At 62.6% G+C, this 24371-nt stretch carries 22 protein-coding genes and 1 riboswitch; of the genes, 13 read left to right on the top strand and 9 right to left on the bottom strand.

Annotated features, from left to right (window positions below):
* Positions 1 to 144: 144 nt before the first annotated feature.
* A complete protein-coding gene (locus tag KW825_RS17645) occupies positions 145 to 1200 on the bottom strand; it encodes a glycosyltransferase family 9 protein (RefSeq protein WP_218329932.1) in 1056 nt (351 codons plus the stop codon).
* Between the two features lie 96 nt (positions 1201 to 1296).
* On the opposite strand from KW825_RS17645, the gene KW825_RS17640 reads away from it, so the two are divergent.
* Both KW825_RS17640 and KW825_RS17635 read left to right on the top strand, forming a co-directional pair.
* Positions 1297 to 2010 (top strand): 3-deoxy-D-manno-octulosonic acid kinase, encoded by a 714-nt coding sequence (locus KW825_RS17640; protein ID WP_218329967.1) that lies wholly within the window; start codon positions 1297 to 1299, stop codon positions 2008 to 2010.
* A 152-nt stretch (positions 2011 to 2162) separates the two neighbouring features.
* A complete protein-coding gene (locus KW825_RS17635; RefSeq protein ID WP_218329931.1) occupies positions 2163 to 3026 on the top strand; it encodes a sensor domain-containing diguanylate cyclase in 864 nt (287 codons plus the stop codon).
* Positions 3027 to 3082: 56 nt separating this feature from the next.
* Here the strand turns inward: KW825_RS17635 and KW825_RS17630 are convergent, their stop codons facing one another.
* Complete coding sequence (locus KW825_RS17630; RefSeq protein WP_218329930.1) at positions 3083 to 3967, bottom strand: carboxylate/amino acid/amine transporter; 885 nt, start codon at positions 3965 to 3967, stop codon at positions 3083 to 3085.
* A gap of 43 nt (positions 3968 to 4010) precedes the next feature.
* On the opposite strand from KW825_RS17630, the gene KW825_RS17625 reads away from it, so the two are divergent.
* The gene (locus KW825_RS17625) at positions 4011 to 4487 is read left to right on the top strand and encodes a DUF6314 family protein (protein WP_218329966.1); all 477 of its coding nucleotides are present in this window, start codon (positions 4011 to 4013) and stop codon (positions 4485 to 4487) included.
* A 106-nt stretch (positions 4488 to 4593) separates the two neighbouring features.
* Here the strand turns inward: KW825_RS17625 and KW825_RS17620 are convergent, their stop codons facing one another.
* Positions 4594 to 4755: a hypothetical protein gene (locus tag KW825_RS17620; RefSeq protein WP_082030184.1), complete on the bottom strand. Its 162-nt coding sequence runs from the start codon at positions 4753 to 4755 to the stop codon at positions 4594 to 4596.
* Positions 4740 to 5639 (bottom strand): DMT family transporter, encoded by a 900-nt coding sequence (locus tag KW825_RS17615; protein ID WP_218329929.1) that lies wholly within the window; start codon positions 5637 to 5639, stop codon positions 4740 to 4742. Before KW825_RS17615 ends, KW825_RS17620 begins: the two co-directional genes overlap by 16 nt.
* 91 nt (positions 5640 to 5730) lie before the next feature.
* Here KW825_RS17615 and KW825_RS17610 point away from each other — a divergent pair, with 91 nt between their 5' ends.
* Positions 5731 to 6690: a LysR family transcriptional regulator gene (locus KW825_RS17610; protein ID WP_042651539.1), complete on the top strand. Its 960-nt coding sequence runs from the start codon at positions 5731 to 5733 to the stop codon at positions 6688 to 6690.
* On the opposite strand, the gene trpS is transcribed toward KW825_RS17610, so the two are convergent.
* Both trpS and KW825_RS17600 read right to left on the bottom strand, forming a co-directional pair.
* Positions 6669 to 7682: a tryptophan--tRNA ligase gene (gene trpS, locus KW825_RS17605; RefSeq protein WP_218329928.1), complete on the bottom strand. Its 1014-nt coding sequence runs from the start codon at positions 7680 to 7682 to the stop codon at positions 6669 to 6671. The two genes, KW825_RS17610 and trpS, sit on opposite strands and share 22 nt — an antisense overlap.
* A 191-nt stretch (positions 7683 to 7873) precedes the next feature.
* Positions 7874 to 8308, bottom strand: coding sequence for a universal stress protein (locus tag KW825_RS17600; protein WP_042651537.1), 435 nt, complete (start codon positions 8306 to 8308; stop codon positions 7874 to 7876).
* Positions 8309 to 8674: 366 nt separating this feature from the next.
* On the opposite strand from KW825_RS17600, the gene fabV reads away from it, so the two are divergent.
* A complete protein-coding gene (gene fabV / locus KW825_RS17595; protein ID WP_218329927.1) occupies positions 8675 to 9862 on the top strand; it encodes an enoyl-ACP reductase FabV in 1188 nt (395 codons plus the stop codon).
* 47 nt (positions 9863 to 9909) lie between these two features.
* On the opposite strand, the gene KW825_RS17590 is transcribed toward fabV, so the two are convergent.
* Positions 9910 to 11691 (bottom strand): GGDEF domain-containing protein, encoded by a 1782-nt coding sequence (locus KW825_RS17590; protein WP_218329965.1) that lies wholly within the window; start codon positions 11689 to 11691, stop codon positions 9910 to 9912.
* 209 nt (positions 11692 to 11900) lie between these two features.
* Here KW825_RS17590 and ftnA point away from each other — a divergent pair, with 209 nt between their 5' ends.
* Positions 11901 to 12425: a non-heme ferritin gene (gene ftnA, locus KW825_RS17585; protein WP_042651533.1), complete on the top strand. Its 525-nt coding sequence runs from the start codon at positions 11901 to 11903 to the stop codon at positions 12423 to 12425.
* Between the two features lie 221 nt (positions 12426 to 12646).
* Positions 12647 to 13831 (top strand): NAD(P)/FAD-dependent oxidoreductase, encoded by a 1185-nt coding sequence (locus tag KW825_RS17580; protein WP_218329926.1) that lies wholly within the window; start codon positions 12647 to 12649, stop codon positions 13829 to 13831.
* Between the two features lie 248 nt (positions 13832 to 14079).
* Here the strand turns inward: KW825_RS17580 and KW825_RS17575 are convergent, their stop codons facing one another.
* Complete coding sequence (locus KW825_RS17575; RefSeq protein WP_218329925.1) at positions 14080 to 15300, bottom strand: MFS transporter; 1221 nt, start codon at positions 15298 to 15300, stop codon at positions 14080 to 14082.
* A 283-nt stretch (positions 15301 to 15583) separates the two neighbouring features.
* On the opposite strand from KW825_RS17575, the gene leuE reads away from it, so the two are divergent.
* The 6 genes from leuE (at position 15584) to murI (ending at position 23322) form a co-directional block, all read left to right on the top strand.
* Positions 15584 to 16222 carry a leucine efflux protein LeuE gene (gene leuE / locus KW825_RS17570; protein ID WP_042651530.1) on the top strand — a complete coding sequence of 213 codons (639 nt, stop codon included), beginning with the start codon at positions 15584 to 15586 and terminating at the stop codon, positions 16220 to 16222.
* 227 nt (positions 16223 to 16449) lie between these two features.
* A complete protein-coding gene (locus KW825_RS17565) occupies positions 16450 to 18123 on the top strand; it encodes a sensor histidine kinase (protein ID WP_218329924.1) in 1674 nt (557 codons plus the stop codon).
* Positions 18124 to 18199: 76 nt separating this feature from the next.
* Positions 18200 to 18940, top strand: coding sequence for a LytTR family DNA-binding domain-containing protein (locus KW825_RS17560; protein WP_042651528.1), 741 nt, complete (start codon positions 18200 to 18202; stop codon positions 18938 to 18940).
* Between the two features lie 108 nt (positions 18941 to 19048).
* Complete coding sequence (locus KW825_RS17555; RefSeq protein ID WP_042651527.1) at positions 19049 to 20239, top strand: MFS transporter; 1191 nt, start codon at positions 19049 to 19051, stop codon at positions 20237 to 20239.
* Between the two features lie 113 nt (positions 20240 to 20352).
* Positions 20353 to 20531, top strand: a riboswitch (cobalamin riboswitch).
* Between the two features lie 51 nt (positions 20532 to 20582).
* On the top strand, positions 20583 to 22418 hold the full coding sequence (locus KW825_RS17550) for a TonB-dependent receptor domain-containing protein (protein ID WP_042651526.1): 1836 nt from the start codon (positions 20583 to 20585) through the stop codon (positions 22416 to 22418).
* Positions 22419 to 22533: 115 nt separating this feature from the next.
* Positions 22534 to 23322, top strand: a complete 789-nt coding sequence (murI, locus tag KW825_RS17545; protein ID WP_218329923.1) for a glutamate racemase — start codon at positions 22534 to 22536, stop codon at positions 23320 to 23322.
* 4 nt (positions 23323 to 23326) lie between these two features.
* Here murI and KW825_RS17540 read toward each other — a convergent pair whose 3' ends face one another.
* Complete coding sequence (locus KW825_RS17540) at positions 23327 to 23818, bottom strand: RNA-binding protein (protein WP_042651524.1); 492 nt, start codon at positions 23816 to 23818, stop codon at positions 23327 to 23329.
* Positions 23819 to 24371: the final 553 nt, after the last annotated feature.

Genomic DNA, 24371 nt, shown 5'->3' with positions numbered 1-24371 from the left:
AAACGGCCGGAATCATATTCCAGCCGATCAAAGTATTCGTAGCTTGCTGCGGGAGCGTTACCCACAGCCCGCATTCTGCCTCGCCCGGGAGGGGAGGGCCATCAGATTATCCCAGCCTCATGGCTCGGAATTTCCGAGTTCCCCTCAGCCGGGCAGCTGGCGATCCGCGCAGAGTCGATCGAAGGTGGCGATGACCCGCTCGCTCGTTATCTTGCTCATGGCGTCCGGATCCTTGAGGCGGGTGCGCCAGCTCAGCTCGGCCAGGGGCTTGCCGGTCTCCTGCTCGATCAGCTCCTGGTAGACGCTGACCGCATAGTCGCGGCACAGATAGGGGCCGGTGCGCGCCGGATTGTGATGGGCATAGAGGCCGATGACCGGGGTGCCGACCAGGGTGGCCATGTGGGTGGGGCCTGTGTCCGGCGCCAGCACCAGACTGGCTTCGGCGATCAGCGCCAGCAGTTGCTTGAGGTTGGTCTGCCCCACCAGATCGACCGGCTGGCTCTGGCTCAGTCGCTGGATGTCGGCGGCCAGATCCCGCTCCAGTTTGGCGGGGCCGCCGCAGAGATAGACCTGAAAGCCCTTGCTGGCGGCGTGATCCGCGAGGGCGGCATAGCCTTCGGCGGTCCAGTTCTTGAACGCCTTGCTGGCGGCGGCGCAGATCAGCAGGGTCGGCTTGCCGCCAATCTTCTCCCTAGCCCAGGCTTGATGCTCGGCGCTGATGGGCAGTTGCCAGTCCGGGGTCAGATCCCGGATGCCGAGCTCTGCGGCGAAGGCGAGGAAGCCGTCGAGCGCGTGGGGGGAGGCGGGGGAAGGCACCCTGTGGTTGGTGAACAGCCACTGACCGTCGTTGGCGCGTTCCTTATCGAAGCCGAGCTTTATCTTAGCCTTGATGCCGAGGGTGGCGATGCTGGCCCGCAGGGCGGCCTGTAGGTGGAGCAGGGCATCGAACTCGCGTCCCTTGAGGGTCTGCCACAGCGCGCGATAACCGCGCCATCCCTGGCTCTTGTCGAAGGCGATGACCTCCACCCCGGGCAGATCGGAGAAGAGCGTCGCCTCGATTTTTCCGGTGATCCAGGTGATGCGGGTCTCGGGCCATGCCCGCTGAATGACGCGCACCAGCGCCAGTGCGTGGCAGCAATCCCCGATGGCGGAGAGCCGCAGGATGCAGATGGAAGAGGGCGGCGTTTGGAACAACGGCATGATGTGGCGCAATGGTGGCAAAATGGATGGATGGCATTATGCAAACTCCCTTGTGGATTGTAAAATTGCGCCCATCTACCGATCGGAATTCTCATGATGTTGACACAGACCGTCCATAACCAGATCTGCTGGTATGCCGAAGGGGCCTTTCGTGACCCTTCCCCTGCGTTGTTCGACCCGGCCTGGTGGCAGACGCATCGCCAGGTGGTGGGCTCCTCCATCGGTCGCGGGGTGACCTGGTTTGTGAAGGATGAGTCCAGCCATCTGGTGCTGCGCCACTACTACCGCGGAGGCCTGGTGGGCAAGGTGGTGCGGGATCGCTTCTGGTTCGAAGGGGTGGAGACGAGCCGCGCCATGGCCGAATACCGCCTGCTGGCCCAGCTGAGTGAGCAGGGTCTGCCGGTGCCGCGTCCGTTTGCGGCTCGCATGGCCAAGCAGGGTCCCTTCTATCGCGCCGATATCCTGATCGAGCGCATCCGTGGTGCCAAGGATCTGGTGGCGCTGCTCAAGCAGGGCGCCATCGCCGGCGAGGTGTGGCACAGGGTGGGCCGGACGGTGCGCCAGCTGCACGATGCCGGCGTCTACCACGCCGATCTCAACAGCCACAACCTGCTGCTCGATAAGGATGGCAAGGTGTGGGTGATCGATTTCGACAAGGGCGCCATCCGCTCCCCCGGCAGCTGGCAGCAGGCGAACCTGGAGCGGCTGCTGCGCTCCTTCAACAAAGAGTCCCAACTGCACACCAGCTTCCACTTCGTGCCGGAGAACTGGCAGGCGCTGATGGCGGGTTATCAGGGGCACGCTGGTTAAGCCCCAATGGCATACAGGCTTTCACCTAGTGTGGGGGCCTTGGCAGGCGTTGATGGCGGGCCATCAGGGAAAAGCGGGCCCAGCCTGTTGCTCGGCACTGGCGCCAATGCTACTTATTGAGCTGCGATTCAAATCCGGTGTCGAGGCGTGTGATGGAAAGGAATGAGACTCCCTGGGTAGAGGCCGTGGCCCGGCTTGAGGTGGCCCTGGTGACGGAGGCCATGGCACTGCTGGAGGCCGGGATCTGGACCTGGTCGGTCGAGCAGGGGTTGAGGCGCGATCCCTCCTGCCTGCAACTGCTGGGGCTGGGTGAGTGCGGGCTGGACGATCTCGGCTGGTTGGCACGGGTACACCCGGACGATGCCGCCCGGCTGGAGGAGGCCATCCGCGCCTGTCAGGGGGGCCACAGCAACGGGCTGCGGCTCGAGTACCGCATCCTGCACCATCAGGGCCATTATGTCCGGCTGGAGGAGCGGGTGCGCCGCGACGAGCAGGGTCATCTGCTGGGGGTGGTGCGTCACCTCGATCCGGCGGCACCCCCGCTGGGCGATCGCCACGATACGGATCCGCTCACCGGCCTGGAGAGCCGCGGTCACTTCGAGCTGCTGCTGGATGAGCGGCTGGCCGGCGAGAGTGGCAACTTCTGCCTGCTGCAGTTCACCGTGGATCACCGCAGCAAGATATTGCAGCTGTTTGGCGAGGCGGCTTGCGACGCCATGCTGGCGAAACTGGCCCGCATAGTGCGTCACGAGCTGCGACGGGAAGATCCCTTCGCCCGCTGGGACGAGGATGGCTTCATCCTGATGCTGTCACAGACCGATCGCCTGAGCGGCCTGGAGATCGCCGAGCGGCTGCGGATGGAGATTGCCGACGCCAGCCTGCTGCCGGAGCGGCCGGTGACCGTCAGCATCGGGCTGGTGCAGAGCCAGCCCGCCGAGCAGATCGATCACCTGCTGGCCCGGCTGGCCTCCTGCCACGGCCAGGCCAGACGGGAACACAACACAGTTATAGGTTGATTTTTAGTCAGCGTTCACTCACCCGCTGACGCCGGTGGGCCCAAAGAGGGCCTGTGTCAACGGGCCTGACGGTCGGCTGATCGCCAATTCGCGCTACGCGCCGGCTGACGCTGGCAGACCCAGAGGGAGGCCAGCATCAGCAGGCCACCCAGGCTGAGCCTGATCAGGTCGGTATCCTTGCCCCAGAGCACCAGATTGACCAGCAAGCCGGCCGGGATCAGGGCGTTGTTCATGATGGCCAGCACGCCGCTGCTGACCAGGGTGGCGCCCTTGTTCCACAGGAAGTAACCCAGCCCGGATGCCCCCACCCCCAGCCAGAGCAGTATGCCCCATTGCAGGTTGGTGCTCGGGTATTGGGGCTGACCCAGCATCAGCCAGGCGGGCAGGGCGACGGCCAGGGCGCCGAGGTAGAAGCAGCCGAACACCGCCAGCTGGGGTGGTTGCTGTGCCTCCCGTGCCAGCAGCACCTTGTAACCCACCTGCCCAAGGGCGAAGCAGAGGTTGGCCCCCTGCACCACCAGGAACCCCAGTACATAGTTCTCGGTCAGACCATCGAAGCGGATGACGGCCGCCCCCAGCACGGCCAGCAGGGCCCCCCACAGATAGGTGGGCTTGAATCTGGACTCCAGCATGTCGTGGAGCAGGGTGACGTAGATGGGGGTGAAGATGGTGAACACCAGCACTTCCGGCACCGTCAGCAGCAGGAAGGAGTGGTAATAGAACAGGTACATGATGCCGAGCTGGATGGCGCCGAGCGTCATCAGCTTGATGACCAGCGCGGGACGCAGCCAGCGCCGGCGCAGGAAGGGCAGGAACACCAGGCTGGCGAGGGCGATGCGGGTCAGCACGGAGAAGTAGGCATCCACCTGGCCAGCGAGGTAGACCCCGATCAGGCTGAAGGAGAAGGACCAGAGCAGGGTGACCCCTATCAAGTAGTTCATGTGATTGAATTGTCGTCAGTTGTCAATTTTGGAGGGCGCTATGATGGCCGAGTTGGAAGCCGCGATCCAGCGTTTATGGGAACAGTTGCCACAGATCGGAGCTTTTGCCTTCGAGGCGAGTAACGGGGCCGGTTCAGCGACCGACTGGAACGGCCGTGGCGAGGGAGAGGTGCGGGTGACCGATCATCAGGGAGGCTGGCTGTTTACGGAGCAGGGACGCTACACCACACCCCACGGCCGGGTGCTCACCATGCACAACAGCTTCTGGTGGCAGCGCGGCGAGCGGGGAATCTCTCTCTCCCACCTGCGCCATGAGGCCCCCGTCCTGCTGTTCGAGCTGTTGCCCCAGCCGGACGGGCGCTGGCTCACCGCCGAGCCGCACCTCTGCGGTCAGGACCACTACAGCGCCGAGCTGACGCAGACCACGAGCGGCTTTCTGCTGGGCTGGGAGATCAGGGGCCCACGCAAGAACGAGCGGCTCAGCTACCGTTACTGGCCGGAGGGCGGGAAACTGGCATAAAAAAACCGGCGCAGAGCGCCGGTAGCGGGGACGAATCGGAGGTTTTTTAAAACGGTCCCAAAAAACAGGAGAGATACACTCTCGTCACACATTCAGAAACGGGTATTCAGGCACTCAGGGCATAGCTCAGCATGGCCTGCAGCTTGCTGTCGAAGAACCAGGGCAGGGTCAGCATCAGCAGGCCGAGCACGCCGGCCAGCCGGTGGCGATACTGCCAGCCGGCAATCAGCACCAGACCGCCACACAGGGTGGTCAGGATGCCTGACATGGGGTCGCCTCCCGCTGGGTGCGGCGCTGTTGGGCCCACTGGTTGAGGGCCACTGAACCCAGGATCAGCGCCAGCGCCACACCGGTGGTGGACTGGATCTGCTCGCCGAGGAACAGGGCACCCAGCATGACGCCGAACAGCGGCACCAGGTAGTTGCTGAAGGAGGCGAAGGTCGGGCCCGCCTTCTGGATCAACGCCATGTAGAGGAAGTAGACCAGGCCGGTACAGAACACGCCCAGCACGGCGACGGCGCCGATGGCATGCTGGCTCGGCAGGGTGAGGGCGCTCAGATCGGTCACGAAGGGCGCGGCCAGCAGCAACTGCACGGCGGAGGAGATCAGGATGTTGCGAGCCACCACCACGGGGTGGTCCTTGGCGAAGCGCTTGATCATCAGCAGGCCGATGGCGAAGCAGCTGGCGCCGAACAGTATGCCGATGGAGCCGAGCAGGCCGGCATTCATGCCGTTGGCCAGTTTCGGCCAGAACAGCACCAGCACGCCGACGAAGCCGATGGCCACGGAGATCAGGCCGCCCTTGGTGATTCTTTCACCAGAAATAAACAGGGGCGCAGCCAGAATGGTCACAAAGGGGATACAACCCATGACCACGGCGGCGATGGCGCTATCCACATACTGCTGGCCCCAGGCCACCATGATGAAGGGGATGGTAGCGTCGAGCAGGGCGATCATCATGTAGGTGCGCCACGGCGTGTGCTCGCTCTTGAGGCGCATGAACAGGCAGAGCAGACCCAGGGTCAGGCTGCCGCACACGGCACGTCCGGCGGCCACCATGATGGGGGGCAGTTCGGCGACGGCCTGATGCATGAAAATGAACTGGGAGCCCCACAACAGGCCGATCGCCAGCAACAACAGATAGCTACGCATTTTAATCTCCGATGTAATTTGCCCGCGCATTCTATGCAATCTGCTACTATGCCAAAAATGAATTGTAGTCATTCAACTATGGCCAATATCGATGGAACTCCCCCTCTCCCGCCTCGATCTCAATCTGCTCACCGTGTTCGACATGCTGATGCAGGAGCACAACGTCACCCGTGCCGCCGAGCGGCTGCACCTCTCCCAGTCCACCGTCAGCCATGCGCTGGGGCGGTTGCGCCAGGCGCTGGATGATCCGCTGTTCGTCATGAGCCGGCGGGAGATGATGCCCACCGAGCGCGCCAAGGCGCTGGCCGGGCCGGTGCGTCAGGCGCTGGCCATGCTGGAGCAGGGCCTGCGCCAGGCGAAGGGGTTCGATCCCGCCACGGCGCAGCGGGTCTTTCGCATCGCTACCCCGGGATCGGTGGAGCACGGCCTGGTGCCGGTGCTGGTGGAGCGCATGGTGCAGCAGGCTCCCTCCTGCCGGTTGGAGGTGTGCGAGCTGGCAGACAGCGACTATGAGCGGGAGCTGGAGAAGGGGGAGCTGGATCTGGTGATCGGCTTTGCCGACGCCAATCATCTCTCCCCCCGGTTGTGGCGCGAATCCTGGTTCAACAATCCCCTGGTCTGCCTGTCACCGCTCGGCAGCGCGCTGCCGGATGCGCTGGGGCCCGCCGAGCTGGTGAGCCGCCCCCACATCCACACCTCCAGCTGGGGCCACAGCCAGGCCATGGTGGATCTCTGGCTGGCCAGGTTCGGGGTGGCGCGGGAACTGGGGGTGAGGCTGCCGAGCTTTATGGCGGTGCCGCAGCTGATGGCGACCGGTCGCTACCTGGTGGTGGTGCCCGAGATGATAGGGCGCCACTTCTGCCGCCACTATCCGCTGCGGCTGCACCAGCTGGAGCCCGCCATCCCCATCGTCTACCTGATGGCGGGCCACCCCCTCAGCGCCCACGACGAGGCGATCGGCTGGTTCAAGGGCCTGCTGCATCGGCTCGCCTTCGAGCGCTATGGCGAGGCCGCGCTGGGCACCCCGGCTCAGCGCAACCCGGCGAAGTAATCCAGCCCCATGGCCCCCTTCACCTCCGCCAGCACCTCGTCGGTGAGGACGCGGGCCTGCTGGGTCCCCCGATGCAGCAACGCCAGCAGCTGCCCCTTGTCGGCGCTGGCCGCCTGGCGCCGCGCCCGCATGGGGGCGAGCAGACTCTGCAGGCAGTCGTCCAGCACCTGTTTGCAACGCATGTCACCCAGCCCGCCGCGCCGGTAGTGCGCCTTCATCTCGGCCACCAGCGCCTTGTCGGGGTGGAAGGCGTCCAGATAGGCGAACACCGTATTGCCTTCCACCTGACCCGGATCGCTCAGCCTGAGGTGGTTGGGGTCGGTATACATGGCATAAACCGCTCGCTTGATCTCGTCCGCCGACATGCCGAGCTCTATGGTGTTGCCGAGGGATTTGGACATCTTGGCCTTGCCGTCGATGCCGGGCAGGCGGCCGGTGTCGCTCAGTATGGGCTGGCACTCGGTCAGCACCTCTTTGCCCACCAGGCCGTTGAAGCGGCGCACTATCTCGTTGGTCTGCTCCAGCATGGGCAGCTGATCCTCGCCCACCGGCACATGGGTGGCGCGAAACGCCGTGATGTCGGCGGCCTGGCTGACCGGGTGGGTTAGAAAACCCGCTGGCAGGCTACGTTCGAACCCTTTTTGCTGGATCTCCGCCTTGACGGTGGGGTTGCGCTCCAGTCGGGCGACGCTGACCAGGTTGAGGTAGTAGCAGGTGAGTTCGGCGAGGGCGGGCAGGGCGCTCTGCAGGCAGAAGGTGGTCTTGGCGGGATCGAGGCCGACGGCCAGGTAGTCGGCCATCACCTCCAGCACGTTGTCGGTGACCTTGGTCGGGTTGTGGCCGTTGTCGGTCAGCGCCTGCAGATCGGCGATCATCACGAATTGACGGTAGTGGTGCTGGGCCTCCACGCGCTGGCGCAGGGAGCCGACGTAGTGGCCTATGTGCAGTCTGCCGGTGGGACGGTCGCCGGTCAGTATGATGGGGTTGTGCATGTCACTCTCTCCAGTGGGGTGGGCTGGGAGGCGACAAAGGGATAAAAACAATGACCGCCTCTCGGCGGTCACGGTGTTTTCTTTGGGAAATCTTACATAGAAAAGCAGTGCCGCCTGTTTATGGGCAGCACCACCAGTAGTTGTGATTGAACGAGGTCATATTCATGGCTAATCAAGCTACGCTCGTTTGCTCACTTCTGCAAGGGCACGACCAGTAGATCGCAGGGCACAGTGTTCATCAGCTGACGGGCGCTGGAGGTGAGCAGGCTCCAGAAGCTCTGGCGATGGCCGCACACCAGCAGGTCTATCTGGTAATCCTTGACCGCCTGGTTGACCCGTTCGCTCAGATCGCCGCAGATCACCAGCTTCTTCTCGATGGGATAGTCCACCGAGGCGAGGAAGGCCTCCAGCTTCTCCTTCGCCTCGGCGATCACCTGATCCTGCACGTTGTCGATGTCGATATCGATCATCTCGGTGTAGAGATCCTTGAGGTCCACGTCGACGTGGATCACCGACAACTTGGCGCCGTTGGAGCGGGCCCGGTCGACCGCCTTCTCGATCACCTTGCGGTTATCTTCCGACAGGTCGATCGCGGCCAGTACGTGTTTGTAATAGGTTCCACTCATGGGAGTTCTCCTCACTGATCCTGAGTTAACTATACCAATGTCTGATGAAACTAAAACGGCGGCGTCGCCACAGTTTCGGGATTTGAATGGATTTGTCGTACGCCTATGTTGCCGTCCTTTATGAAAAGTCGCGCATATATTGAGCAGGAATTTGAAGCCGGTCACAGCCGGCGAAGAGGGAGGGGAATAGGATGTGCCCGTGCTTCGCAATGAACACAAAACAATAAAAAGCATCTGAATACCGCTTTGGGGAGCCTGGTGCTCCCTCTTGTTTTTCTGCGCCCTTCTGTGCCCAATCCCCCCTGACATCAAGGTAATCTGCCGTCTCATGGCTATGCTGTAGCCAGTTCCCTCGGAGATCCACTCATGATCATTCAACCCCAGATCCAGGGCTGCGTCGCCCGCAATTGCCACCCCATCGGTTGTCGCGCCGCCGTCGCGCAGCAGATCGCCAGCGTCAAGGCGGCTGGCCCCTTCAACGGGCCCAAGCGGGTGCTGGTGCTGGGGGCCTCGTCCGGTTTCGGGCTGGCCTCCCGCATCGCGCTGGCCTTCGGTGCCGGCGCCGACACCATAGGCGTCTCGTTCGAGCGGGGGCCGTCCGACAAGGGGATCGGCAGCGCGGGCTGGTACAACAATATCTGGTTTCGCCAGGCGGCGGAGCAGGAGGGGCGCATCGCCGTCAACCTGATCGGGGATGCCTTCTCGGACGCCATGCGCCAGCAGGCCATCGCCAGCATCCGCCAGCAGCTGGGACAGGTGGATCTGGTGGTCTATTCGCTGGCGAGCGGCATCCGGCTGCTGGCCGATGGCACCCAGGTGCGCTCCGTGCTCAAGACCACGGGCCAGCCATTCAGTGGCTGGGGACTGGATCTGGAGCACGACAGTCTGGTGCAGCAATCCCTGGCGCCCGCCACCCCGGAGGAGATCCGCGATACCGTCACCGTGATGGGGGGCGAGGACTGGCAGCTCTGGCTGCAGGCGCTGCAGCAGGCCGATTGCCTCGCCCCCGGCGTCCAGACGGTGGCCTACTCCTACATAGGTCCGGAGTCCACCTATCCCCTCTACCGGGATGGCACCATCGGCTACGCCAAGGAGCACCTGCACGCCACCGCCGAGGCCATCAACCTGCAGCTGGCCCAGCTCGGCGGCCACGCCTGGGTGTCGGTGTGCAAGGCGCTGGTGACCAAGGCGAGCGCCTATATTCCGGTGCTGCCGGTCTACCTCGGTCTGCTGATGGGGGTGATGAAGGAGCGCGGAGTGCACGAGGGTTGCATCGAGCAGATGCAGCGGCTGTTCGCCAGCAAGATGTACGGGCCGCGGGGGGTGGTAGCCGATGGCAACCGGCTGATCCGGATGGATGACCACGAGCTGGATCCGGCCATTCAGGCGGCGGTCTCTGCGCTCTGGTCCAAGGTGACGCCGGATAACTTCCATGTCCTTGGGGACTTTGCCGGGCTGCGGCGAGACTTCATGCAGCTCAATGGCTTCGAGCTGGCCGAGGTCGACTACGGGGCGCCGGTCAACGAGTCTGCGCTGACCGAGCTGACGCCCTGAGTCTGCCCACGGCACCTTCCCGTTTGCCGGCCTGACCGCCGTCAGCGTCAGGCGACGCTGCTGGTCAGCGCGGACGGCTGGTCGGGGGAGGGGGCCAGTATGCTCTGGTTGCGGCCCTGGCGCTTGGCCTGATACATGGCCATGTCGGCCCTGTGGATCAGCTGATGCAGGCTGTCATCGGCGGGGGAGCGCTCCGCCACCCCTATGCTGATGGTCATACGCGGGGCATCGAGCTGCTCTATCCTGTGCCGCAGCCGCTCGGCATGGTGCCGGCAGGTGGCGCCGTCCTGCGACATGGCCACCAGAAACTCCTCACCTCCCCAGCGCCCGATCTGTTGCAGATCAGGCGCCCAGTGTTTCAGCTCCTGTGCCAGCCGCTGGATCGCCAGATCACCGGTCTGGTGGCCGTGGCGATCGTTGATCTGCTTGAAGTGATCTATGTCGATGATGAACAGGGTCAGCGGCTCGTTCAGTTGCCACTGCTGCGATAACCGCTCCAGCAGGGCGCGTCGATTTGGCAGCCCGGTCAGTTGATCGAAGGTGGCGAGCCGGTAGAGATGGCGTGAGTTGCGATGCAACCGGTGGGTGGTCAACCCGAGCAGGATCAGGGCGCCGGCCAGCAGCGCGACCAGCAGCAGCTGGTAGTTGCGGGCGCTCTGTTGATACAGCAGTTGCTGGCGCCTGCGCTCGTTCTCCTGTTGTAGCGCCCGGTTGCTGGCCTCGCTGCGCGCCAGCTCCATCTCGGCCTGGAACGCGCTGGCATGCTGGCTCAGGGTCTGGTTGAAGTGCTGTTTGTAGTCGTGCATGTATTCGCACATCACCCTATAGGCCTCGGGATAGCGTCCCAGATCGGCCAGCAGCCTGGCCTGCAGCGCCCTGCCGTCTATGGTGACCGGGCTGGCCTGGGCCGTCAGCAGTTGCAATGCCAGCTGCTTCTCCCCACGGCCCTGCAGCGTCCTGGCCCGGGTCTCGGTCAGGCGGGAGCCCGCCTGCGGGTAGCCGAGCCGCTGATAGATGGCCTGCGCCTCGTCCAGGCTGCGCCAGGCGGCGTGCCATTTTTCCTGCGCATTGAGGGCCATGGCCTGATAGCCGAGCACTATGGCGCGATAGTCCGGCGCCAGATCCGGGGTTGCCAGCAGGTCGTCGAGCAACTGGCTCGCCTGGATGGGGCGATCCATGTCGATATAGAGCCGCGCCATGTTGGCCCTGATGATGGCCTGGCTGTTGGGCTCGTTCAGTTGCACCATCTGCTGCAGCGCGTCCCGGTAATAGCCTTCGGCCTCCTGATAGAGGCTGAGGTCGGCATAGAGGTTGCCTAGGGTCATCATCAGCCGGGCGAATTGCAGCCCGGCAAGGGGGCTGGCGGGGATCTGCTGCTTGAGCCGGAAGGCGGTCTTGAGTTCGGCGATGGCCTCTTTCAGGCGCTGGGTGCGATAGAGGGCGAGTCCGTTCAGGGCATGCCACTCCGACTCCTGGGCCGGATGACCCCTGACACTGGACTGGAGTTGGGTCAGCAGGCGGAGGGCCTGCTGCGGCGCCTCTGTGTCCAGGATGAGCGCCACCTGTTGCAACCGGAAGTCCAGCAGGCGCAGCGTCTCCTGGCGGGCGGTGGCCAGCCCGCGGGCGCGGGCGTTGTCGAGCAGGGCCTCGGGGTAGTACCCGAGGGCCGCCTTGGCCAGGGATCTCGCGTGAAACAGCTCCATGTCTGGCCGCGGCTTGGCATTGAGGCGCTGCAGATAGCCGGCGGGATCGCGCGCCGCCTGCAATTCAGCCTCTTCCAACAGGGGAGCGGCCTGCAGCTGGGTCATCCAGAGCAGTGCCAGTGCCATCACCAATCTCATTGCATCTTCTTCCTGACCGTTGGCGCCATCATAGAGGCTGGGTCCGGGTACACCATCTTTCTTTGCTTATCCATGCCTGTATGGGGGTCAGGATGAGAGGGACTATGGTCACAACTGCGATACCCGACCCATGCGGATGGTTGATTCGTGGTACAACAGTGGCGACAATTGTGACCAAATCACCGTGGAGAATCATCATGTTGGCCCAAGCCATGATCGAGAAGTTGAACGAGCAGATAAATCTTGAATTCTATTCCTCCAATCTCTACCTGCAGATGAGCGCCTGGTGTGAGGACAAGGGCTTCGAAGGGGCGGCAAACTTCCTGCGCCAGCACGCCGTCGAGGAGCGCCAGCACATGGAGCGCCTGTTCACCTACGTGAGCGAGACAGGTGCCATGCCGATACTGGGCGCGATCGAAGCGCCTCCCCACGAGTTCAACTCGCTCGGCGACATCTTCCGCACCACCCTGGAGCACGAATACCACATCACCAAGTGCATCAACGGCCTGGCCCACGTGGCCTTCACCACCCAGGACTACTCCACCTTCAACTTCCTGCAGTGGTATGTGGCCGAGCAGCACGAGGAAGAGAAGCTGTTCAAGAGCATCGTCGACCGCCTGTCACTGGTGGGCGAGGATGGCAAGGGCCTCTACTTCATCGACAAGGAGCTGTCCGAGCTGGCCAAGGGTGCACCCGCCAGCGTCATGGACGGCAACGCCTGATAGTCGTGGACACTTAGTGTTCAGCCAGTACAATAACGGCCCTTTTACGGGCCGTTTTCTATTGGTTCTGGCATGAGATTTCTGCCGGGCTGCCATGACGGCGCTTTTGTTGTGAGCCGTTTTCTATTGGTCTTGGCCGGAAACCACAGTCGTTTCCGCCGGATACCATGACGGTTCTTTCTGTTATGGGCCCTTTTGGCCGCCGAGCGAATAAGGCAGTGATGATGCAAGTGGATGTGGTGGTGATCGGGGCCGGTGCGGCCGGTTTGATGTGTGCGGCCCAGGCGGGATATCGGGGTCGCTCTGTGCTGTTGCTCGACAACGCCAAGAAGCCGGGTCGCAAGATTCTGATCAGCGGCGGTGGCCGCTGCAACTTCACCAACCATCAGGCTGGCCCCCACGCCTTCCTCTCGGGTAACCCGCACTTCTGCAAGTCGGCGCTGGCGCGCTACACCCAGCAGGATTTCATCGAGCTGGTGGACAGGCACGGGGTGAATTACCACGAACGTACCCTGGGGCAGCTCTTCTGTCTCGAGAGCGCGAAAGAGATAGTCGATGCGCTGCTCACCGAGTGCGACTGGGCCGGGGTGACCCTGCAGTGCCAGACCGAGATCCTGAGCGTCAGCAAGAACGATGACGGCTTCCTGCTCGAGACCAGCAAGGGCGAGATCGGTTGCCAATCCCTGGTGGTGGCGACCGGTGGCCTCTCCATGCCGAAACTCGGCGCCACCCCCTACGGCTTCAAGCTGGCGGAGCAGTTCGGCCTCAATGTGCTGCCCACCCGCGCCGGTCTGGTGCCCTTCACCCTGCACCAGGCCGAGAAGGAGGCGTTTGCCGACTTGGCCGGGGTCAGCCTGCCGGTGGCGGTGACCGCCGAGGATGGCACCTGTTTCAAGGAGGCCATGCTGTTCACCCACCGCGGCCTCTCCGGCCCGACCATACTGCAGATCTCCTCCTTCTGGCTGGCGGGGGAGAAGATCCACATCAACCTGCTGCCTGAGCTGGATATCCCGGCGGCCCTCAAGGCCTGGGCGCTGGCCCACCCGGCCCAGGAGCTGAAGACGGTGCTCGGGCGCGAGCTGCCCAAGCGCTTCGTCGACAAGCTGGTGGAGCTGGGGCAACTCAGCAACAAACCGATGCGCCAGTACAACGAGCGGGAGCTGGAGGCCATCGCCGCCCTGCTGGGGGACTGGCAGATCCTGCCGAACGGCACCGAAGGCTATCGCACCGCCGAGGTGACGCTAGGAGGGGTGGATACCAACGAGCTCTCCTCCAAGACCATGGAGGCGCGCAAGGTGGCCGGTCTCTACTTCGTCGGTGAGGTGGTGGACGTGACCGGCTGGCTCGGTGGCTACAACTTCCAGTGGGCCTGGTCCTCCGGCTGGGTGGCCGGTCAGTACTGCTGACGAACGCGCTGGGCTGACTTAGCCAGAACAGGCCATCGAGCCGCATCACGAGCGGCTTGATGGCTCGCGCCAGCGCGGCTAGAAGGTGCCGTTTTTACACTGATGTCATCTTCGAAGCGGCCTGCTCCCCCCTGCCACGATTTGGCCCTCGAGCGCCATCCCGCACAGCAGACTCCTTCTCCTGCACCCATGATGAGTCGCATCTATCTTTCCGTTCGCGCTAGCCAGAGCGGACGCCAGCGGGCCGATCAGCCCTTCCTGATCGTCGGCAGCAACACCGTCAGCAGCCCGATCAGCGGCAGGTAGGCGCACAGCTGATACACGGTTTCGATGCTGGTCGCGTCGGCCAGCTGGCCCAGCAGGGCGGCGCCTATGCCACCCATGCCGAAGGCGAAGCCGAAGAACAGGCCGGATATGGTGCCGACCTTGCCGGGGACCAGCTCCTGGGCATAGACCAGGATGGCGGAGAAGGCGGAGGCCAGGATCAGGCCGATGATCACCGAGAGCACCGAGGTCCAGAACAGGTCGACATGGGGCAGCAGCAGGGTGAAGGGGGCGACGCCGAGGATGGAGATCCAGATCACCCGCTTGCGGCCGATGCGGTCACCGACAGGCCCGCCGAGCACTGTGCCCGCCGCGACGGCGAAGAGGAAGGCAAACAGATGGAACTGCGCGCTGTCCAGGGAGAGGCTGAACTTGTCCATCAGGTAGAAGGTGTAATAGCTGCTCAGGCTGGTCATGTAGAAGAACTTGGAGAACATCAGCAGGCCGAGGATGGCCAGCGACCAGCCGATCTGGCGGCGGCTCAGGCCGTTGCCGGCATGGGCCTTCATCCGCTTGTGGAAGTTGGCGGCATGATGACTGGACCAGCGCCCGACGAAGCTGAGCACCACCACGCCGATCAGCGCGAACAGCGAGAACCAGGCCGCGCTGCCCTGTCCCTGCGGCACTATGATCAGCGCGGCGAGCAGCGGGCCTATGGCCGACCCCAGGTTGCCGCCGATCTGGAACAGCGATTGGGCCAGTCCGGGCTGGCTGCCGGCCGCCATGCGGGCGACCCGCGAGGATTCCGGGTGGAACACAGACGAGCCCATGCCGATCAGCATCGCCGACAGCAACACGGCGCCAAAGCTGTCCGCCTGGGACAGCGAGAGCAGGCCGAGCAGCGTGAAGCCCATGCCGAGCGGCAGCGAATAGGGCATGGGCCTGCGATCGGTGTAGAGGCCGATCAGCGGTTGCAACAGCGAGCCCGTGAACTGGTAGGTGAGGGTGATGAGGCCTATCTGGGCGAACGACAGGTTGAGTCCGAGCTTCAACAGCGGATAGATGGCCAGCAGCACCGACTGCATCATGTCGTTCAACAGGTGCGAGAAGCTGATCGCGGCAATCACCGGGTAAGTGGTGGTATTCAGGGCGTCGGCCGAGGGCTGCGCGGTGAGAGGGGCATCGGTGCTGAGGGTCTTTTCCATGAGGTAGTGTTTCTGCTGTCCTGGGTATCGCTCTAACATGCCCGATCCTGGCCCGTCTGGACATAGTAAAAATGAATGGAATGAACGCCCACCTCCACTTTGTCGGCGAGGGGGCGACAGCCTGGCTCGCGCCCATGGTGCGGCTGCCGGGCCTATGACCGATCATCACCCTGTTGTGGCGCACTTGTGCTTTGCTGGCGGAGGCTTAGTATGGGACGGTCGTACTTTAATCATCTGGGAAGGACCCCTGTTGACCGGGCCCCTTCGCGCATCGGGGGAGTATATGTTTGAAAGTCTTGGGGTTATCAACGTCTGGACCTATCTGATCGGGCTGTTCTTCATCATCATAGCGCCGGGCCCCAACTCCATTTATGTGCTGCGCACCGGCGCCACCCGTGGCATAGGCCCAGGTTATCGGGCGGCCCTCGGGGTCTTCGTCGGCGACGCCATCCTCATCTTCTGTGCCTATCTGGGGGTGGCCTCCCTCATTCGCACCACCCCGCTGCTGTTTACCCTGGTGCGCTATCTCGGCGCCATCTACCTGCTCTATCTGGGGATCAGGATCCTCCATGCGAACTTCGTCGCCAAACAGGGCGCGGTACACGGCGAGTCGGTACAGGGGGAAAACTATTTCGGCAAGGCGCTGACCCTGAGCCTCACCAACCCCAAGGCGATCCTGTTCTACGTCTCCTTCTTCGTGCAGTTCATCGACTTCAACTACGCCCACACCTGGCTCTCCTACCTGGTACTGGCCGGCATGCTGGAGGCCATGAGCTTCGTCTATCTGACCCTGTTGATCTTCGGCGGCACCCTGATGGCGCGCTTCTTCGCTCGCAAGGTGCGCCTCGCCAGGCTGGGCAACGGTCTGATCGGCCTCTTCTTCATGGGCTTCGCCGCTCGCCTGGCGACCATCTCCTCCTGATCCCGCCCAGCGGCCGCGCTCATCGTGCAAGATGAGCGCGGCCGGTCATTCTGCTTCCCTATGCTCCCTTGGGCGCCCGCCTGAGGTAAACTAGTGCGCCCCAGAGGGGAGGCCGGGGCGGGATGCCGCTCACCGGCCTGATAATGTCCCCGGCCCGAACGGCGTCAGCCGCCCGGGGGCTGATACATTTTATAGTGCGCCCCTCGTGGCCATTGGTCGGAGGGCCCATGCTCGAAAATCAGATGATGTTGTTGGCGGTGTTTGAACGGGCGGCCCTGATGCTGATGACCCTGTTCTTCCTGACCCGCACCCGCCCGTTCCAGCGCCTGTTCCAGAAGCGGGATCACACCCCGGCCGAGCTGGTGCTGGTCGCGGCCATCTTCGGCCTGTTCGCGGTGTTCAGCACCTACACCGGCATCCAGGTGGAGGGGGCGCTCATCAACGTGCGGATCATCGCCATCATCTCGGGCGGCATCCTGTTCGGCCCCTGGGTCGGCATCCCGGCCGGGGTCATCTCCGGCCTGCACCGTTACCTCATCGACATGGATGGCCACACCTCCATTCCTTGCCTCATCGCCAGCATCATCGCCGGCCTGCTGGCCACCTGGATCCACCTCAACTGCCGCAAGTCCCGGCTCTGGCTGTACGGCATACTGGCGGGCATGTTGTGCGAGGGGCTGACCATGCTGCTGATCTGGCTGCTGACCGAGCCCCATGAGGTGGGGGTGGAGATCGTCAGCCACATCGCCTACCCGATGATCGCCGGGGCGCTCTGCATCGGCCTCATCATCAAGCTGGTGCAGGATCTGGATGACGAGAAGGAGTTGATCGCCGCCAAGCAGGCCAAGCTGGCCCTCGACATCGCCAACAAGACGCTGCCCTTCTTCCAGAAGGTCGATCGCCACTCCCTCGGCCAGGTGTGTGGCGTCATCTGTAACGAGATCCATGCCGATGCGGTGGCCATCACCGACACCCGCGACGTGCTGGCCTATGTGGGGGTGGGCAAGGATTACTACGAGCTGGATGAGCACCACGCCATCAGTGACATGACCCAGCGGGCCGTGCTGCTGGATCAGATCATCATCAACAACGATCTGCGCCAGTATCACCTGTCCGACTTCCACTCGGTCATCATCATCCCGCTGCGGGAGAATGGCGCCGTCAGCGGCACCCTCAAGATCTATTACCGCCGCACCCACCGCATCACCAGCTCGTTGCGGGAGATGGCGGTGGGCCTCTCCCAGCTCATATCCACCCAGATGGAGGTGTCGCGCATCGAGCAGCTCAAAGAGATGACCCGCAAGGCGGAGTTCACCGCGCTGCAGAGCAAGATCAATCCCCACTTCCTGTTCAACGCCCTCAATGCCATCTCGTCGCTGATCCGCATCCGCCCCCAGCAGGCACGCCAGCTCATCGCCAACCTGGCGGACTACCTGCGCTACAACCTCAACAAGGGGGACGAGCTGATCGACATCCAGGAGGAGCTGCAGCAGGTGCGCGACTACGTGGCCATCGAGCAGGCCCGCTTCGGCGACAAGCTGGAGGTGGTGTTCGAGGTGGACGATGTGCACATCCAGGTGCCTTGCCTGCTGCTGCAGCCGTTGGTGGAGAACGCCATCCTGCACGGCATCCAGCCCCGTAGCGCCCCGGGCCGGGTCACCATAGAGGTGAGGCAGCTGGCAGGCGGCATCCGGGTGGCGGTGCGCGACACCGGTTATGGCATCAGCCAGGCGGTGATCGACGGGGTGGCCGCCGGCCGGGTGGAGAGCCGCAGCATAGGCCTGATGAACGTGCATCAGCGCGTCAAACTCTTGTACGGGGACGGGTTGCAGCTCAGGCGGCTGGAACCCGGCACCGAAGTCTGTTTCTATCTGCCGGATCCGGAGGCAATGCCATGCTGAGCGCCATCATAGTGAAAGACGAGTACTTGGCTCGAGAGGCGCCGGCCTGCCTGTCTCGTCATCCGGAGGCGCTGCCATGTTGAGAGCCATTATCGTTGAAGATGAATACCTGGCCCGAGAGGAGCTGATCTACCTGGTGAACCAGCACAGCCAGATAGAGATAGTGGCGAGCTTCGAGGATGGGCTGGAGGCGTTCAAATACCTGCAGGATCACGAGGTGGATGTGGTGTTTCTGGATATCCAGATCCCCTCCATCGACGGCCTGCTGCTGGCCAAGAACCTGCACAAGTCGAGCCACCCGCCCCACATAGTGTTCGTCACCGCCTACAAGGAGTTTGCGGTGGAGGCGTTCGAGCTGGAGGCGTTCGACTATATCCTCAAGCCTTACAACGAGCCGCGCATCATCAACCTGCTGCAAAAACTCGAGCACGCCGGCAAGCTGAAACCGAGCCAGGCCGCCGAGGCGGGCGAGGGGAGTGGCAGCCAGAACCGCACCGTCAATCTGGTGAAGGGGGAACGCATCATAGTCACCCCCTGCGAGCAGATCTACTACGCGGAGGCGGACGAGAAGCTGACCTATGTCTACACCCGCACCGATCGTTACGTGATGGCCATGACCATCAGCGAGTTTGTCGGTCGGCTGCCGGCCGAGGGCTTCTTTCGCTGCCACCGATCCTACTGCGTCAACATCAACAAGATCCGCGAGATAGTGCCCTGGTTCAACAGCACCTACCTCATCCGGCTCCATGATCTGCCGTTCGAGGTGCCGGTCAGCCGCAGCAACATCAAGGCGTTCCGTCAGCTGATGCGGCTTTAATTGTCATTCATTCCCGCCGATCTGCATTTCATGCCTTAATCCGTCGGCACTGGGTGCGTCTTGCCTATAGTGGGCTCAATTTCCCGAGTCCACCGCCCGAGACACACCATGACCAAAGAGATGAACCGCACCCGGTACCTGACCCTGATAGGTACCATCATCACCCAGTTCGCCCTGGGGTCCGTCTATACCTGGAGCCTGTTCAACGCCCAGCTCTCCGACAAGCTGGATGAGCCGGTCAGCCAGGTGGCCTTCGCCTTCGGTCTGCTCAGCCTGTCGCTGGCGGTCGCCTCCTCCCTGGCGGGCAAGCTGCAGGAGCGGTTCGGGGTGCGCAACGTCACCCTCGGCGCCGGCGTGCTGCTCGGCATCGGCTTCTTCCTCACCGCCCATGCTAGCAACCTGGCCATGCTCTATCTCTGCGCCGGCATCCTGGTTGGCTTCGCCGACGGCACCGGCTACCTGATGACGCTCTCCAACTGCGTGAAGTGGTTCCCGGAGCGCAAGGGGCTGATCTCCGCCTGCTCCATCGGCGCCTATGGCCTCGGCAGCCTCGGCTTCAAATACATCAACCTGCTGCTGCTCTCCAGCTCGGGTCTGGAGGCGACCTTCCAGCTGTGGGGCCTGATCGCCATGTCCATGGTGCTGGTGGGCGGCATGCTGATGAAGGATGCCCCTCAACAGGCCGCGTCCTCCCAGCAGACCGAGAGCCGTGACTTCACCCTGGCCGAGGCCATGCGCAAGCCGCAGTACTGGATGCTGGCGCTGATGTTCCTCACCGCCTGCATGAGCGGTCTCTATGTCATCGGGGTGGCCAAGGACATCGGTGAGAACATGGTGGGTCTGTCCACCGCGGTGGCGGCCAATGCGGTGGCGGTGATCGCCATGGCCAACCTGGGCGGCCGGCTGGTGCTGGGGATACTGTCTGACAAGATGTCCCGCATCCGGGTCATCACCATAGCCCAGCTGATCACCCTGTGCGGTATGGGGCTGCTGCTGTTCGTGCCGCTCAACGCCAACCTGTTCTTCGTGGCGGTGGCCTGCGTGGCCTTCAGCTTCGGCGGCACCATCACCGTCTACCCCTCCCTGGTGAGCGACTTCTTCGGGCTCAACAACCTGACCAAGAACTACGGCGTCATCTACCTGGGCTTCGGGCTGGGCAGCATCATCGGCTCCATAGTGGCGTCCCTGTTTGGCGGCTTCATGGCGACTTTCAACCTGATCCTGGTATTGCTGGTGGTGGCCCTGGTGCTCTCCCTCACCATCCGCCTGCCGGCGCCCAAGGCCAGCTACGCCGACTGAGCCTGAAGCTATTGATAAATCTAACAAACCGGTGCCCATGGGCGCCGGTTTTTGTTTTTGCGAGCAAAAGACGTATGGATGGCTAAATCGCTATACTCTTACGTCCCCCTTTCCTATAATCCCCCCGCTTTGGCGCATCATGCTTAATAGGGAATCCGGTGAGAATCCGGAGCTGGCGCGCAGCGGTAAGGGGGAACGAAGCGACATCAGGGCACTGCCGTCAGGTGGGAAGCCGTCGCCGTAGGCCATCAGCCCCCCAGCCCGAAGACCTGCCAAAGTTCGTATTTCGAGCCGAGAGAAACCGGTCACGGAGTAGATGCTTACGCGAACTTAAGGATCTGTAATGTCCAAGAAACTATTGGTGGCTGCCCTGTTGCCAACGGCGGCCTTCGCCCAGACTTCCCTGCCTGCCAATGAGACCATGGTGGTGACCGCCAACCGGGTGGAGCAACCCATCAGCTCGGTGCTGGCGCCCATTGTGGTGATCGATCGCGCCGAGATCGACGCCCGCCAGGTGCAGAGCCTGCCGGATCTGCTGAAGACCCTGCCGGGGGTGCAGATCACCACCCTGGGTGGACGGGGGCACATGAGCAGCCTGTTCATCCGCGGTACCAACTCCAACCATTCGCTGGTGCTGGTCAATGGTCGCCCCATCGCCGCCATGGTGGCCGGTACGCCAGACCTCAGCCAGATCCCGCTCGGCAACATCGAACGCGTCGAGTATATCCGCGGCCCGCGAGCGGCGGTCTACGGCGCGGATGCCATAGGTGGCGTCATCAACCTCATCACCAAGACCTCCGCCAAGAATGGCAGCGAGACCCACCTGAAGGGGGGGGTTGGCAGCAACGGCTATGGCCAGGGTCAGCTGCGTACCGTGCAGGCACTCGGCCAGCAGACCGACATGAATATGATGATCGGTTATGAGCGCGCCGATGGTTTCGACGTGGTGGCCGGTGCCCAGCAGCCGGATCGGGACGGCTTCGACAGCCTGAACGGCCAGCTCGGGCTGAACCATGCCTTCAACGATGCCTGGAGCGCCGACTTCAACGCCCAGGGCTACGACAACCAGACCGAGATGGATGATCCCTATCAGGCGGCGGATCAGAGCCGGGTGCAGGCCTTTCAGTATGATGGTGCGCTCAAGTATCAGGCCGACCACTTCAATAGCCGGCTCGAGGCCAGTTATGGTGAGAACAAGCTGAAGAGCTGGCTGGAGAGCCAGGGGGAGTCGAGTGCCGAGCCCATTCATACCGGCCTGACCCGCTTCTCCTGGATCAACAGCTGGAGCGGCATCGAGGGGCTGCTGCTGACCGGGGGAGCCGATTGGCAGCAGGAGCAGCTGAAATCCGACTCGCGCAGCTACGGCAAGTCGTTCGATGCACCGGATCGCGACAACACCGGGCTGTTTGCCGTCGGCAGCTATCGCTGGCAGGCACTGCAGTTCGAGCTGTCCGGCCGTACCGATGACAACGAGCAGTATGGTCGTCACAACACCTGGTCTGCCGCCAGCGGTCTGGACATAGATGACAACCACAATGTCCGACTGAGCTACGGCACCGGCTTCAAGGCGCCGACCTTCCTCGACCTCTATTACCCAGGTTACGAGAACCCGGATCTGAAGCCGGAAGAGAGCAAGAACCTGGAGCTGGACTTCTCCGGCCGCTACACCGCCTGGGACTGGTCCGTGAACCTGTATCGCAACCAGATCCAGAACCTGATCGCCTGCCAGAGCGCCTTCTCCACCTGCAAGCCGGACAACACGGATGCGGAGATCCGTGGCGTGGAACTGGCGCTGGGTCTGGAGACCGGTCCGCTTCATCATGACCTGAGCTTCGATTACACCAAGACCGAAGACAAGAATGACGGCGACCAGCCGCTGCTGCGCCGCGCCAAGCAGAAGGCCAGCTGGCTGACCCAGGTACAGCTGGGCCCGGTCGATCTGTCGACCGAGCTGCTCTATGTGGGCAAGCGGGATGACAAGGACTTCAGCAGCTTCCCGGCAGAGCGGGTGGTGTTGAGCTCCTATACCCTGGTCAACCTGGGCGCCAGCTACGGGGTGACCCCTGCGCTCACCCTGGGCGGCCGCATCGACAACCTGTTCGATCGCGACTATGTCCCGGCTTATGGCTATGCCTCACCGGGCACCGAGTTCAAGCTGACGGCCGACTACCGTCTCTGATCCACCGCTCTGCTTATATAGAGAGGAAAAAGCGAGGCCCCGCCATGTGCGGGGCCTTTTCTATTGGCCGCCGGCGGGAGTATGATCGCCGCCTCGCATCCAAGGGGGAGCTCAGGTGGCCAATATTCTAGTGTTCGATTCAGGCATGGGCGGTTTGACCGTCTATCGCGAGATCCGTCGCACCTTGCCGGCGCACAACTATTTCTACTGTTTCGACAATGCCAACTTCCCCTATGGCGAACTGAGCGAGCCGGATCTGATCGCGGCCTGTGGTCGCCTGATCATGCAGATGGTGGCCGAGCAGGCCATCGATCTGGTGGTGATCGCTTGCAACACCGCCAGCACCATAGCCCTGCCATCCTTGCGCGCAGCTCTGACTATTCCGGTGGTGGGCGTGGTACCGGCCATCAAGCCGGCGGCCGCCCTGACCCGCAATGGTTGCATCGGGCTGCTGGCCACCCCGGGTACCGTCAGTCGTGCCTACACCCATCAACTCATTGCCCAGTTTGCGCCGGACAAACGGGTGCTGCTCAAGGGAGCGACCGAGCTGGTGATCGAGGCCGAACACAAGCTGGCCGGTCGGCCGGTCAATATGGCGCTGTTGCGAGAGGTGTTGGCGGACTGGATAGAAGGGGAGCCGAAGCCGGATACGCTGGTGCTGGGCTGCACCCACTTCCCGCTGCTCGATGACGAGATCCGGCAACTGATGCCAGATTGCCAGCTGGTGGATTCGGGCAGCGCGGTGGCGAGGCGAGTGGCTCATCTGCTGGCAACCACCACTTCCGCCACATCTGCCAGCGCGCAGGCCAGAGCCTATTGCACCCGGCTGGACAGTGAGGCCCAAAAACTGACAGCCCCCTTGCAAGCATGGGGGCTGTCATCACTCGAAGAGGTAGAGTACTGAGTTATCAGGCGTCGACGTCGCTGCCTTCCCGCTCATCCCTGTCCCGCTTGTCGTTGGCTTCGCGAACCTTGAGGGTGCGTTGCTGATACTCCTTGTCATTGAGCGCGGTGATCGCCTTGGCCGCATCGGCGGCCGGCATCTCCACAAAGCCAAAGCCCCTGCGCTTGCCAGTGGCCTTGTCCTTCATCAGACGGACGGAAATGACCTGGCCCTGCTCGGCAAACAGTTCACGCACGGCGATCTCGTTGGCACGGTAGGGCAGGTTGCCTACATATAAGGTACAAGTCTCTTGGCCGGCGGTCTGCTCGACCGCAGCGGCTGGGGTCCGGTTAAGGAACAGCGGTACGACGAAACCGCCAATGGCCAGACCCACGGCAAAAATCACTTCGGCTTTCAAAGAAAACTGCAGGGCCTGGGCTACCAGATAACCGACCAGCGCCAACACCAGAGCGAGAACGGCCGCCTGCACGTAAACGGGAAACTTGGATAAATTCATCTTTAAAGACCTTTTGTAAATGAAAGCAAAAAAGGTGCAACACTCTATTCACCTCCATGGTAACCAGCTTTCCAGCCAGGCGCTACCACGGACCACTCGGGACACATTATCCGCTTCAGTATGGCATTCCTTAATGTAGGAAGACCTACTTAAATAACGAAAAAACAGCGCTGAAATCATCTGCTTGTGGATAACACTGTATATATACACTGGGTAAGCTGTTTCTAATTGGATAATTTGAAGTTTCCGTGACTTTCTTCAAAAAATGGCTTGTCATCGCGGCCTGGCTCCCTATAATGCGCCCCTACCAGCACGGCAGAACACGCCGGACTGATGAGCCAGCTTCCTCGTGAAGTGGGCGCCGAAAGAAAAGCGAAAACAAGCGCTTGACTTTCGAAGTGAGGAGCGTAATATGCGCCTCCTCAGCGCGATAAGCGTGACGCTCTTTAACAATTTGAATCAAGCAATCTGTGTGGGCACTCACAGCATCGAGCATCAAAAACAATTTTTGATTTTCAATGTCTGGTGAAGTGACCAAAACGACTTGTTAGCA

This window comes from Aeromonas sp. sif2433, from assembly GCF_019218705.1.
Classification (GTDB): domain Bacteria; phylum Pseudomonadota; class Gammaproteobacteria; order Enterobacterales; family Aeromonadaceae; genus Aeromonas; species Aeromonas encheleia.
Note: the sequence above shows the minus strand (reverse complement) of the source record. Positions and strands in the feature narration are given on the sequence as shown.